Genomic DNA, 12,523 nt, shown 5'->3' with positions numbered 1-12,523 from the left:
TCGACATGCCCGCGATCACCGTCGACAACGTTCTCGTCCTTCCCCGCCTGCCTCGACTCGACGAGGCCGCCACGATCCGCACGGTCCGCACGGTGACCACCGCGCCCAGCGGCTTCGAGGGTGAGGGCTTCCCGGTCCGTCGCGCCTTCGCCGGGGTGTCGACCACCGACCTGGACCCGTTCATCCACCTCGACCAGATGGGTGAGGTCGACTACGCGCCGGGCGAGCCAAAAGGCACCCCGTGGCACCCGCACCGCGGCTTCGAGACCGTCACGTACATCATCGACGGCGTCTTCGACCACCAGGACTCCAACGGCGGTGGGGGCACCATCACCGACGGCGACACCCAGTGGATGACGGCGGGCAGCGGCCTGCTGCACATCGAAGCGCCGCCGGAGCACCTGGTGCTGAGCGGCGGCCTCTTCCACGGCACCCAACTGTGGGTCAACCTGCCCCGCTCGGCCAAGATGAACCCACCCCGATACCAGGACATCCGGGGTCGGGAGTCGGCGCTGCTCACCACGCCCGACGGCGGCGCGCTGATCCGCGTCATCGCCGGTGAGGTCGCCGGGCACCGTGGCCCGGGTTCGACCTTCACCCCGATCACCATCACGCACGTCACGGTGCAGCCGGGCGCGCAGGTCGACCTGCCCTGGCGACCCGACTTCAACGCCCTGGTGTACGTGCTGGGCGGTCGCGGCACGGTCGGCGTCGACCGGCGGCCGGTGCGGACCGGCCAGCTCGCGGTGCACGGGCGGGGTGACGCGCTGCGGTTCAGCGCCGACACCGCGCAGGACAGCAACACCCCGGCTCTGGACCTCTACATCATGGGTGGGCAGCCGATCCGGGAGCCGGTGGCACAGTACGGCCCGTTCGTGATGAACACCCGCGACGAGTTGCTCCAGGCGTTCGAGGACTTCCAGGCCGGCCGGCTCGGTGTGATTCCCGCCGAGCGGCTGCCGCACACCGGCGGCCAGGGCACTCGGCCCTGACCACGGTCGAGCGCTGAGGTCGGCGCCGACGCCCCCGGTTCACCCCGGAGGCGTCGGCGCCGCCTCAGGAGACCGCAAAAATCCCGGCGACGCCCAGAATCACCATCACCAACACCGCTACCAGCGCACCCCGTTCGCTCTCCACCGCCGGCTCGCGGTTCTCGGTCACGGGGTTCGTCGTGTCGCGGGGCATGGTGTGGCCTCCTCGGCTGTTGTCGCGTCACTTCCGCTGGCGGTGGCCAGGTCGCCGGTCACGGTCGCCCTGGCGTGCGGACCCGCGTCGGGGGTCCTACCGTGAGGACGTTGCCGACCTCCGGGAGGGCTGACGGTGCCGTTGCAGGACTGGTTTCTCACCGCGGAGGAACGCGCCAACCCGGTCTCTGGGATACCCGTATGGACGACGGGAAACCTCGCCGAGCCGTTGATTCACGGTGCCGCGTACTTCGATCGGCTGGTGGCGGAGGTCGAGGCCCTGGGCTCCGGCGATCACCTGTTCTTCACCGACTGGCGGGGTGACCCGGACCAGCGGCTACGCCCGGACGGTCCGACCGTGGCCCAACTCTTCGCCCAGGCCGCGCAGCGCGGCGTGGTGGTCAAGGGGTTGATCTGGCGTTCGCACCTCGACGTGCTGGCCTACAGCGAGGCGGAGAACCGCGACCTCGGCGAGACGATCTCGGCCGCCGGTGGAGAGGTGCTGCTGGACCAACGGGTCCGGCGCGGTGGCTCGCATCATCAGAAGCTCGTGGTGCTGCGGCACCGGGGCGCGCCCGAGCGGGACGTGGCCTTCGCCGGCGGGATCGACCTGTGCCACAGCCGCCGTGACGACGCCGCGCACCGCGGCGACCGGCAACCCGTGCTGATGTCCCCCCGGTACGGAACCCACCCGCCCTGGCACGACGTACAGCTCGCGGTGCGCGGTCCGGTGGTCGGCGCGTTGGACACCCTGTTCCGGGAACGGTGGACCGACCCGATGCCCCTGGACTCGGAGAACCCGATGGCCTACCTGCGGGATCGGCTGCGCGGCTCAGACCTGCACCCCGACCCGTTACCCGAACAGCCGCCGGATCCGCCACCCTGCGGTCCGCACCAGATCCAGGTGCTGCGCACCTACCCCGCCGTCCGTCCCCGCTACTCGTTCGCACCGGACGGGGAGCGGACCGTGGCCCGGGGCTACACCAAGGCGGTCCGCCGTGCCCGCCGACTCATCTACCTGGAGGACCAGTACCTCTGGTCGGCCGAGGTCGCGGACCTGTTCGCGCAGGCGCTGCGGGACAACCCGGACCTGCACCTGATCGCCGTCGTCCCCCGCCACCCGGACGTGGACGGCAGGCTGGCGTTGCCGCCGAACATGGTCGGCCGTGAGCAGGCGCTGTCGCTGTGTGAACAGGCCGCACCGGACCGGGTGCACGTGTTCGACGTGGAGAACCACGCCGGTGACCCGGTCTACGTGCACGCGAAGGTGTGCGTGGTCGACGACGTCTGGGCCAGTGTGGGCAGCGACAACTTCAACCGGCGGTCCTGGACGCACGACAGCGAGTTGTCCTGCGCGGTGCTCGACGACACGCTGGACCAGCGGGAGCCCACCGACCCGGCCGGGCAGGGTGACGGCGCGCGCAGCTTCGCCCGGGACCTGCGACTGCGGCTGTGGCGCGAGCACCTGGACCGTGATCCGGACGGCGCGGACGACGCCGACCTGCTGGACCCGGCGGACGCCGTCGCGGCTGTCACCGCCGCCGCCGACGCGCTCCAGCGGTGGTACGACGACGGCCAGCGGGGGGAACGCCCACCCGGGCGGCTGCGCCCGCACCGCCCCGAGCGGCTGCCGTGGTACACCCGGGCCTGGGCGCTACCGGTGTACCGGCTGGTCTACGACCCGGACGGCAGGCCGCTGCGGGCGAGGCTGGCCGGCACCTGGTGAAGCGGTCGGGTCGGCTCCGGCGCCGCCACCGCGTGCACGCTCAGCCCGCCGGGGTAGGCGAACGACGAGCGCGGTGAGTAGTAGCCGAAGCCGATGGTCAGCGGGTTGGCCGGGCGCAGCGCGTAGATCGGGTGACCGGGCTGTAGGAACTCCACCGACTCGATCTCGAAGGGTGCGACCGGCTCGGCGATGAACGGGTAGGCCGAGCTGAGCAGTTGGCCGTCGCGCCGGGTGAAGTAGCGGTGGTGCCCCGCGCTGATCACATGGCCGGTCTCCCCCACCCGACACCGCGCCCTGATCAACGGCGTGCTGTCGATCTCCGTCTCGGAGAGCAGGTCGTCGCCGTTCACCTCGATCCGGGTGCGCCCGGCGAGCACCGGGGCGCCGCGGGCGACGGCGTACTCACGGACCCGCCGGCTGGAGGCCACGTAGTGGGTCCACCAGCCACCCGGGTTGAGGCCGCCGGGAGCGTCGACGCCGAGCAGCGAGACGCCGAGATAGGTCAGCGAGTACGCCCCGAAGCCGGAGGTCTGGGTCTCGTCGTCGACGACGTACTGATTGAGGAAGACCTGCCGGTCAGGGCGGGGGCAGAGCCCCGGGGGCACCAGGGCGGCGACCGCGTCGGGATCCGCCGGCAACCAGCTGAAGTAGAGGGTGCGACTGTTCACGACGAGCTGGGGAGCGGCTGGATCGAGCACGGTGCCTCCGAACCGGGTGTGTACACGCGACGCTACGGCCAGTCCCGCCAGCGGGACAAGGACGGATAGTCGACACTCCTGCCGACTTGTCGGATTTCATGTTGACCGGTCGACGTGACACCGGGGCCGATCGGTGGCAGCGGCTGGACGACCGGATGTGCGGAAAGTGCGGGTAAGGATCCTCACAACCGTCTCAGATTCCGCACCGATTGCCTGCTTTGTAGCCGAACACCCCTTAAGTACATCAGCCTTTCGGCTAGATTTTGAGGAGACGATCAGGTTAAGGTGACTCCCGAACGGCCCATTGGGAGCTAAACCGAAGCGTCACGCTTTTTTGTCCGCGGACGAGGTGCAGGGAGGACCACCCATGACCGCGCCAACGATCACCGAGCAGCCGAGCACCGCCGTCAAGGCCAGCACCAAGCTCGACCCCCGCGCGCTCACCGACAGCGCCGCCGACCTGCTCAACGCGATGGCCGCGCTGCCCGCCAACCACCCGTCGCGCCCCGCGCTGCGGGACCGCGCGATCGAGGCCTGGCTGCCGCTCGCCAACCACCTGGCCCACCGCTACAGCGGGCGCGGCGAGCCGAACGACGACCTGGCGCAGACCGCCGCGATCGGCCTGATCAAGGCCATCGACAAGTTCGACCCCTCGCGCGGTGTCGACTTCGCCGGTTACGCGATCCCCACCATCATCGGCGAGCTCAAGCGGCACTTCCGCGACCGCACCTGGGACATCCGGGTGCCCCGCCGGCTCCAGGAGCTGCGGCTGGCCATCTCCGACGCCAACAGCTCGCTCCTGCAGACGCTGGGCCGCTCGCCGACGGTCGCCGACATCGCCGCGCACCTCAAGCTCACCGAGGAGGAGGTGCTGGAGGGCCTGGAAGGCGCCCGCGCGTACAACGCGGTGTCGCTGTCCACCCCGACCGGCGACGGCGAGCGCGCCACCGAGCTGGGCGACATGCTCGGCGGCGAGGACAGCGAGTTCGAGCTGGCCGAGCTGCGGGTCGCACTCGGCCCCGCGCTGGCCACCCTCGACGAGCGCGAGCAGAAGATCCTCACCCTGCGCTTCTACGGCAACCTGACCCAGTCGCAGATCGCCGAGCAGATCGGCGTCTCGCAGATGCACGTCTCCCGGCTGCTGACCCGGGCGCTGACCAAGCTGCGTGGCCAGCTCGACGGCACCTGCTGACCAATACGCGTGCGGGAGGGGCCGGGTCGACAGACCCGGTCCCTCCCGCACGTCGGCGCTGTCACATCCGCGTGACAGCGCGGACCGTGACGCCTACCGGCGGGGTCGCGTCGACCCGGCCGGCCTGATCAGTTGCCGACCGGCTCCCGCCACATCGGCCAGAACGGTGTGCCGTCGGGCACCCGGAACGGCTCGCCGGCCACGTAGCCGTGCTTCGCGTACAGGTCCCGGCTGCTCGGGCTGCTCGCCTCCAGGTACGCCGGCATCCGGTTGGCGTCCAGCCAGGCGTGGTGGTGGCGCATCAGCGCGGTACCCAGCCCCTGCCCCTGCCGGTCGGGCCGGGTCGCCAGGAACGCGAGGTGGTGGTGATCCGGATGCGGGTGGTTCGCCGCGAACAGCTCGTCGAGGTACTGGAACCGGTCGGTCCAGTCGCCGCAGGCGGCGGCCAGTCGGGCGTCGTAGTCGGCCGGCGGCGGCGCCGGCTCGCCGACCGACGGAAACCAGACCGCGACCGAGGCCCGGTCCGCCGTGGCGTGGACCATGCCGTGTCGCATCGCGTGTCCGACCAGGATCTCGAAGTCCCCGGCCAGCACGGCCTCCCGCTTGCTCGCGTCCGGGACCAGCCACTTCGTCACCTCCAGGACGGTGAACGCCTCGGCGATCCGACCCGCCACGAGGGAGGTCTCCTCCGGTCCGAGCCGCTCGATGACCACGCTCATCGGGTCACCTCCACGGCGGCCGGCTCCGCCGGCTTGACCGCGGCGGCGGCGCTCGCCGCGCCCAGGCCGATCCGGGCGTACGTGTCGGGTCGGTTGCTGCGCAGCAGCAGGGCCCAGCCGATGCCCAGCAGGGCGGCGATCGGGTACGCGGCGGGCAGCGCCCAGCGCAGGGTGGAGTCCGGCGCGACACCGAGCAGGTTGGCGAAGTTCGACACGGCCAACCAGATGATCACGAAGAGCGCGATGGTGGCCAGGCCGGGTGCGATGGCCCGTCGCCAGAGGTTCTCGCCGCCGGCGGAGCGGGCGAAGTAGGCGATCACCGCGACCGAGGTGGTCGCGATCAGCAGCAGGACACCGAAGCCGCCGGTGGTGCCGATCCAGAAGAACAGCTGGACCACCGGGTCCCAGCCGTTGACGGCGTACAGCAGGATGACCAGCAGCCCGAGGATGCTCTGCGCCACCGAGGCGGCGCGCGGCGCCCCGGTCCGGGCCGAGGTCTGCCCGAACACCGCCGGCAGCACGCGCTCCCGACCGAGTGCGAACGTGTAGCGCGCCGTGGTGTTGTGGAAGGAGATCATCGCGGCCAGCACCGAGGTCAGGAAGAGCACCTGCCCGATGGTGACCGCGGTGTTGCCGAGGTGCGCGGCGGCCAGGTTGAAGATCAGTTCGATGCTCTGCTCGCCGGCCTCGGCGACGATCCGGTCCTGCCCGACGGCGACCGTCATGGTCCAGGACGACAGCGCGTACACCCCGGCGATGATCGCCACCGAGAGGTAGGTGGCCAGCGGCACCGTCCGCTTCGGGTCCTTGCTCTCCTCGCTGAAGACCACCGCCGACTCGAAACCGACGAAGCCGAGGACGGCCAGCACCAGCACCGCGCCGACGCCCGGCACGAAGAGGTTGTCCGGCGAGAACGAGGCGAAGCTAATCTGCCCGTCGGCCGGGTTGCCGAGCTGTCCCAGGTCGAAGATGAGGACCACCACGATTTCGGCGATCAGCAGCGCGGCCAGGACCATGCCGTTCAGGTCGACCCGGAGCAGGCCGAGCAGGCCGACCAACGCCCACGCCACCAGGGCCACGACGAACCAGGGCGGGTGCCCGCCGAAGATCCGGTCGAGCACCGGCTGGGCCGCCGCGCCGATGGTGCCGTACAGACCGACCTGCAACGCGTTGTACGCGATCAGCGCGACCCAGGCGGCGCCCACGCCAGCCGGTCGACCGAGGCCACGGGAGACGTACGCGTAGAAGGCGCCGGCGTTCTCCACCCGGCGGGACATCGCCACGTAACCCACCGCGAAGAGCGCCAGCACCGCGGCGATCAGCAGGAAGGCCAGCGGGATTCCGGTCACCCCGATGACGCCGTAGCCGGTGGTGACGACGCCGGCCACCACGGTCAGCGGCGCGGCGGCGGAGAGGACGAAGAAGATCACCGAGGGGATGCCGAGGCGACCTCGGGCCAGGGCTTCAGAGACGTTGCTGGGTCGGTCGCTTGTCGATGTCGGGGGCATACGACTACTCCGATTGGTCGAGGGGAGGGTTGGGGGTTACCAGGGGGGTCAGGGGATGCCGCGCAGCACGGCGGCGCCGACGGCGGCCTCGGTGTGCCCGACGAGTTCCTTGAGCGGGGCCGGCAACGCGGGAAGGAGGACGTTCAACCGGTGATGCGCCCGGGGGCCGGCGCTCCACAGCACCTCCCGGGTCAGGCCCGCGGCCACGACCAGGCCCAGCAGCAGGGCGTCCGGCACGCCCGGTGGGTCCGGCCGGTCCAGCAGGGCCCGCAGTCGGGTGGCCGGCCAGGCCACCGCGTTGAGGTCGATCGGCAGGTAGCTGACGGTGGTACGCAGCAGCCGGCGGCTCTCCTGGCGGCGCAGCACCCCGGCACGGGCCAGCCGCTCCCCCACCGAGGTCGTCGCGCTCTGCGCCAGGAAGCTGAGCCAGGTCCGCAGCTCCTGGTGATGGGGTTCGCCGACCAACTGGTCCAGCACGGTGTGCGCCAGGGCGTCGGCCGGCGGGCGCCGGTCGATGACGGTGATCTGCCCGGCCAGCACGGTGATGTGTCCATAAAGGATCAGTTCGCCGAGGAGGCCGCCAGCGAGCCCGAGCCCGGTCGCCGCCGGGTGCAGTTTGGCCTTACCGCGACTGTCGTTGTGCGCGATCAGGAAGAACTCGTCGGCGATGAGCAACGGTCCTCCCGCACAGGTGTGTCCACAGTGATCGCGACCGAGAAAGGATGCACCGACAGCTACTGCAACGCAACTCCCACATTTGAAAGTTGCACTCCGTGCAGGCGCGACCTGCGGATCTTGTCGTGGCAGACTCGGACGGTGACCGCCACTCCCACCATCCGACCCGCCGCCAGCCCCACCGTCCGACGCCGCCGCATCGCTCGGGAACTCCGCCAACTCCGGGAACGCGCGGGCATGACACTCGATGTGGCCGCCCGCCAGCTCGACATGTCGAAGAGCAACCTCTCCCGGATCGAGACCGCGCAGATCGGCATCAAGCCGCGCGACGTCCGCGCCGCCCTCGCCCTGTACGAGGTGACCGGTACCGACGCCGAAGCGCTGATCGAGATCGCTCGAGGAGCGCAGCAGCGCGGCTGGTGGCAGAAGTACAGCGACGTGCTCCCGGAGTGGTTCGAGTTCTACGTCGGGCTGGAGGCCGAGGCGGCGGCGCTGCGCACGTACGAGGCCGAGTCGGTGCCCGGGTTGTTGCAGACCGAGGCGTACGCCCGGGAGATCTTCCGCCGCACCGCCGGTGAGGACGGCCTGGAGCGCAAGGTCGCCGCCCGGCTGCACCGGCAGGAGGTGCTGCGCCGCGAGGACCCGGTCGACCTGTCCGTGATCCTCAACGAGGCGGTGCTCCTGCGCCCGGTCGGCGGCACCGCGGTGATGGCCGAACAGTTGGTCCACATGAGCCGGATCGCTCAACTACCCAACGTGACAATTCAGGTACTTCCATTCGCGGCCGGCGGCCATCCGGCCATGAGCACCCCGTACGTGATCCTCAACTTCGCCGACGCCGCCGACGCGTCCGTGGTTTACCTGGATAACCTCACGATGGGACTGGCTCTGGAGGAAGCCGATCAAGTGCTCGGGTATAGCCTTCTGCACGAGGAGCTGTGCCGGATGGCGCTCGATCCGACGGCGTCGCTGACCCGTCTTGAGGAGGCTTCTCGTAACTTTGCGTGACCGCTTCTGCGGCACGCCGACGCAGACGAGAGGTACCGCGGATGACGGCGTACGACCGGACCCGAGCAGATTGGCGCACCAGCACGCGCAGCAGCGGCAACGGCAACTGCGTGGAGGTCGCGACAATCGACGGTCAGGTCGCCGTCCGGGACAGCAAGGACCGCTCCGGCCCGGTGCTCGCCTTCGGTGCGGCGGCCTGGCGGGCCTTCGTGCTCGGCGTCGACGAGGTCCGTCGCCGCTGATCCGCCCGCGCCGGTGCGAGACTGGGCCGTGCTCTCCGACGTAACCCTTGACCTGCCGGTCCGTCCGGTGCTGCCGGCGCTGGTCGCGGCGCTCGGCGCGGCCGGGGCCGCCGTGCTGGTGGCCCCGCCGGGCACCGGTAAGACCACCCTCGCGCCGTTGGCCGTGGCCGACCGGGTGACCGGTCGGGTGGTGATCGCCCAACCTCGCCGGGTGGCGGCTCGGGCCGCGGCCCGGCGAATGGCCGAGTTGCTCGGCGAACGGGTCGGCGAACGGGTCGGCTACGCGGTGCGCGGGGAACGCCGGGTCGGCCCGGCCACCCGGATCGAGGTGGTCACCACCGGCCTGCTGCTCCGACGGCTGCACCACGACCCGGAACTGCCCGGCACCGGCGCCGTGCTGCTCGACGAGTGCCACGAACGGCAACTCGACGCCGACCTCGCGTTGGCCTTCACCGTGGAGGCGCGCGCCACCCTCCGACCGGACCTGTGGCTGCTGGCGATGTCGGCGACCCCGGACACCGACCGGTTCGCCGCGCTGCTGGGCGGGCCCACCCCGGCCCCGGTGGTCCGGGCCGACTCGGCACTGCATCCGGTGCAGCGGATCTGGGCGCCCCCGGCACGCCCGATCGCCCCGCCCGGGGCCGGGCCGGTGGACCGGGCGCTGCTCGACCACGTGGCCGCCACCGTCCGCCGCGCGCTGCGCGAGCACGACGGCGACGTCCTGGTCTTCCTGCCCGGGGCCGGCGAGATCGCGGCGGTCACCGGCCGGCTGGCCGACCTGCGGGACACTGTCGCGCTGCTGCCACTGCACGGCCGGCAACGCGGCACCGAGCAGGACGCCGCGCTGCGTCGCGCGGACCGACGACGGGTGGTCCTGTCCACCGCGCTGGCCGAGACCAGCCTGACCGTGCCGGGCGTGCGGATCGTGGTGGACGCCGGGCTCTCCCGAGTGCCCCGGATCGATCTGGCCCGTGGGCTGGGCGCGCTGGTCACCGTGCCGGTCTCCCGCGCCGCCGCCACCCAGCGGGCCGGTCGGGCCGGCCGGGAAGCCCCCGGATACGTCTACCGCTGCTGGTCGGCGGCGACCCACGAACGGCTGCCCGCCCGCGCCGAGCCGGAGGTCGCCACCGCCGACCTGACCGGCTTCGCGCTGGAGTTGGCCGCCTGGGGCCGACCGGACGGCGTGGGGCTCGCGTTGCCCGACGCGCCGCCGGCCGCCGCGATGACGGTGGCCCGGGACACCCTGGCGACCCTGGGCGCGGTCGACGCCGACGGTCGGATCACGGCGCGGGGGCGGTCGATCGCCGCCGCCGGGGCGCACCCACGGCTGGCCCGTGCGCTGCTCGACGGCGCCGGTCGGGTGGGCGCCGACCGGGCCGCCGAGGTGGTCGCCCTGCTGGCCGAGGAGAGCGCGGCCGGCCCCGGTGACGATCTGGTCGCCGGTTGGCGTCGGCTGCGCACCGGCGTGGACGCGGGCGCGACCGCGCGTTGGCGCACCGAGGTACGCCGGCTGCGCGCCGCCCTGCCGAGCGACGCCACACCCAGGAGCCGCGCCGAGGCCACCGACCTCGCCGGCTCGGGACGGCTGAGCGACGATCTCGCCGCCGGGCTGCTCGTCGGGTTGGCGTACCCGGAACGGTTGGCCCGGGTGCGGCGGCCGGGCGGTTCGGCGTACCTGATGACCGGCGGGACCGCCGCGGAGCTGGCCGCCGGCTCGGGGCTGACCGGGTCCGACTGGCTGGCGGTGGCGGTCGCCGACCGCACCCCCGGCGCGCCGTCGGCCCGCATCCGCCGTGCCTCCCCGGTGGACGAGGCGACGGCCCGGGAGGCCGCCGGGCCGTTGCTGCGCACGGGTCGCGAGGTCGGCTGGTCCGACGGGGACGTGGTGGCCCGGGAGGTGACCCGGCTGGGCGCGATCGAGCTGGTCGAGCGCCGGTTGGACCGACCGGACCGGGCGGAGGTGGCCGACGCGTTGCTGACGGGCCTGCGTCAGGACGGGTTGGGGTTGCTGCCCTGGACACCGGCGGCGCGGGCGTTGCGCGAGCGGCTCGCGTTCCTCCGGCACCACCTGGGTGATCCGTGGCCGGCGGTCGATGACGCGCCGTTGCTCGACGCCGCGCCGAGCTGGCTGGGCCCGGAGCTGGCCGCCGCCCGACGCCGGGCCGACCTGGCGCGGGTGGACGTGTCGTCGGCGCTGCGTCGGCTGCTGCCCTGGGCGCAGGCCGCCCGCCTCGACGAGCTGGCCCCGGAGCGGATCGAGGTGCCGAGTGGTTCCCGGATCCGGCTGGACTACCGCGACCCGGGGGCGCCGGTGCTCGCCGTGAAGCTCCAGGAGACGTTCGGCTGGCCGGCGGCCCCCCGCATCGCCGACGGTCGGGTGCCGGTGCTGCTGCACCTGCTCTCCCCCGCCGGCCGGCCGGTGGCGGTCACCGCGGATCTGGCGTCGTTCTGGCGTACCGGCTATCCGCAGGTCCGCGCCGAACTGCGCGGGCGCTATCCCCGGCACCCGTGGCCGGAGGATCCGGGAACGGCCACCCCCACCCGGCACGCCACGCCACGCCGGCGCTGAGCGCCGGGCTACTCCTCGACGACGTCGGCCACCACGACGGTGACGTTGTCCGGAGCGCCCGCGTGCAGGGCCAGGTCGATCAGCTTGCCGGCGCAGGCGTCCCGGTCCGGATAGCCACTGAGCACCTCGGTGAGCGTGTCCGGACGGACCACGTTGGAGAGGCCGTCACTGCACAGCAGCCACCGGTCGCCGGCCCGGGGCACCATCGTCGCGTACGACGGGGAGACCTCATCGCCCTGCAGGGCCTGGGTGACCACGGCGCGGCGCGGGTGACTGCTGGCCTGGTCCGCGGTGATCACGCCCTGGTCCACCAGCATCTGGACGAACGTGTCGTCCCGGGTGACCTGTTTGAGCACGCCCTCACGGAACAGGTAGGCCCGGGAGTCACCGACGTGCGCGAGCGCCAGGCAGCTGCCGGTACGGGCGAAGAGCAGGGCGGTCAGTGTGGTGCCCATGCCCTGGCGCTCGGGATCCTCGGCGACGGCCTGGCGGATCCGGGAGGTGGCCAACGCGATGCCACCCTCCAGCGCGGCCACCAGCGCGTCCTCAGGTGTCTCCACATCCAACGGGGCGACCGCGTCGATGGTGAGGGCGCTGGCGAGGTCACCGGCGGCCATCCCGCCCATGCCGTCGGCGACGGCGACGAGCCAGGTGCCGGCGTGCAGGGCGTCCTGGTTTCCGCTGCGGATCAGCCCACGGTCGCTCGTTCCCACGGAACGCAGCTTCAGGGTCATGGGAGGCAGCCTGCCAGGCGAAGGGCGCAGTTGTCTCTAGGAGATCAGGACGACGGCGCGTGGCGCGGCCAATCTCACGTCCGGGTGGTGGCGCGTCGGGCGGCGCCCGCCAGGCTGACCGCCCTCGTCGAATGCCCGAACCCATCCAACCAGATCAATTGACATGGCGTACCGGCACTGGAAACATCGAGCAGACACCTGGGAGCGCTCCCAGAAAATTCGCAGCTCCACCGTGCCACCACCGTCCCCCTCCCGTCCCGGAAGGACT

Annotated in this window: 12 protein-coding genes; 6 read left to right on the top strand and 6 right to left on the bottom strand. The window is 72.2% G+C overall.

What is annotated here, in order from left to right; translation table 11 throughout:
• Positions 1-5 precede the first annotated feature (5 nt).
• Entirely contained in the window at positions 6-992 is a 987-nt protein-coding gene (locus EV382_RS03485) for a pirin family protein (protein WP_130400200.1), read from the top strand.
• 64 nt (positions 993-1,056) lie between these two features.
• On the opposite strand, the gene EV382_RS33735 is transcribed toward EV382_RS03485, so the two are convergent.
• A complete protein-coding gene (locus EV382_RS33735; RefSeq protein ID WP_256441970.1) occupies positions 1,057-1,185 on the bottom strand; it encodes a hypothetical protein in 129 nt (42 codons plus the stop codon).
• A gap of 135 nt (positions 1,186-1,320) precedes the next feature.
• On the opposite strand from EV382_RS33735, the gene EV382_RS03480 reads away from it, so the two are divergent.
• Positions 1,321-2,910 (top strand): phospholipase D family protein, encoded by a 1,590-nt coding sequence (locus EV382_RS03480; RefSeq protein ID WP_130400199.1) that lies wholly within the window; start codon positions 1,321-1,323, stop codon positions 2,908-2,910.
• Here EV382_RS03480 and EV382_RS03475 read toward each other — a convergent pair.
• The gene (locus EV382_RS03475) at positions 2,859-3,608 is read right to left on the bottom strand and encodes a hypothetical protein (protein WP_130400198.1); all 750 of its coding nucleotides are present in this window, start codon (positions 3,606-3,608) and stop codon (positions 2,859-2,861) included. The two genes, EV382_RS03480 and EV382_RS03475, sit on opposite strands and share 52 nt — an antisense overlap.
• A gap of 367 nt (positions 3,609-3,975) precedes the next feature.
• Here EV382_RS03475 and EV382_RS03470 point away from each other — a divergent pair, with 367 nt between their 5' ends.
• Positions 3,976-4,800, top strand: a complete 825-nt coding sequence (locus EV382_RS03470) for a SigB/SigF/SigG family RNA polymerase sigma factor (RefSeq protein WP_130400197.1) — start codon at positions 3,976-3,978, stop codon at positions 4,798-4,800.
• 128 nt (positions 4,801-4,928) lie between these two features.
• Here EV382_RS03470 and EV382_RS03465 read toward each other — a convergent pair whose 3' ends face one another.
• From EV382_RS03465 to EV382_RS03455, 3 genes are read right to left on the bottom strand one after another with little or no spacing between them, the layout of a single operon-like run.
• Positions 4,929-5,519 carry a GNAT family N-acetyltransferase gene (locus tag EV382_RS03465; RefSeq protein ID WP_130400196.1) on the bottom strand — a complete coding sequence of 197 codons (591 nt, stop codon included), beginning with the start codon at positions 5,517-5,519 and terminating at the stop codon, positions 4,929-4,931.
• On the bottom strand, positions 5,516-7,027 hold the full coding sequence (locus EV382_RS03460) for an APC family permease (RefSeq protein WP_130400195.1): 1,512 nt from the start codon (positions 7,025-7,027) through the stop codon (positions 5,516-5,518). Before EV382_RS03460 ends, EV382_RS03465 begins: the two co-directional genes overlap by 4 nt.
• 48 nt (positions 7,028-7,075) lie before the next feature.
• Positions 7,076-7,702, bottom strand: coding sequence for a GOLPH3/VPS74 family protein (locus tag EV382_RS03455; protein ID WP_130400194.1), 627 nt, complete (start codon positions 7,700-7,702; stop codon positions 7,076-7,078).
• Positions 7,703-7,843: 141 nt separating this feature from the next.
• Here EV382_RS03455 and EV382_RS03450 point away from each other — a divergent pair, with 141 nt between their 5' ends.
• From EV382_RS03450 to hrpB, 3 genes are read left to right on the top strand one after another with little or no spacing between them, the layout of a single operon-like run.
• A complete protein-coding gene (locus tag EV382_RS03450; RefSeq protein ID WP_279636437.1) occupies positions 7,844-8,710 on the top strand; it encodes a helix-turn-helix domain-containing protein in 867 nt (288 codons plus the stop codon).
• A gap of 41 nt (positions 8,711-8,751) precedes the next feature.
• Positions 8,752-8,952, top strand: coding sequence for a DUF397 domain-containing protein (locus EV382_RS03445; protein ID WP_130400193.1), 201 nt, complete (start codon positions 8,752-8,754; stop codon positions 8,950-8,952).
• Positions 8,953-8,980: 28 nt separating this feature from the next.
• Complete coding sequence (gene hrpB, locus EV382_RS03440; protein ID WP_130400192.1) at positions 8,981-11,521, top strand: ATP-dependent helicase HrpB; 2,541 nt, start codon at positions 8,981-8,983, stop codon at positions 11,519-11,521.
• An 8-nt stretch (positions 11,522-11,529) separates the two neighbouring features.
• Here hrpB and EV382_RS03435 read toward each other — a convergent pair whose 3' ends face one another.
• Positions 11,530-12,255: a PP2C family protein-serine/threonine phosphatase gene (locus EV382_RS03435; RefSeq protein ID WP_130400191.1), complete on the bottom strand. Its 726-nt coding sequence runs from the start codon at positions 12,253-12,255 to the stop codon at positions 11,530-11,532.
• Between the last annotated feature and the right edge of the window lie 268 nt (positions 12,256-12,523).

Source organism: Micromonospora violae (genome assembly GCF_004217135.1).
GTDB classification, from domain to species: domain Bacteria; phylum Actinomycetota; class Actinomycetes; order Mycobacteriales; family Micromonosporaceae; genus Micromonospora; species Micromonospora violae.
The sequence above is the reverse complement of the archived record's forward strand: the minus strand, read 5'-3'. Positions and strand labels throughout refer to the sequence as shown.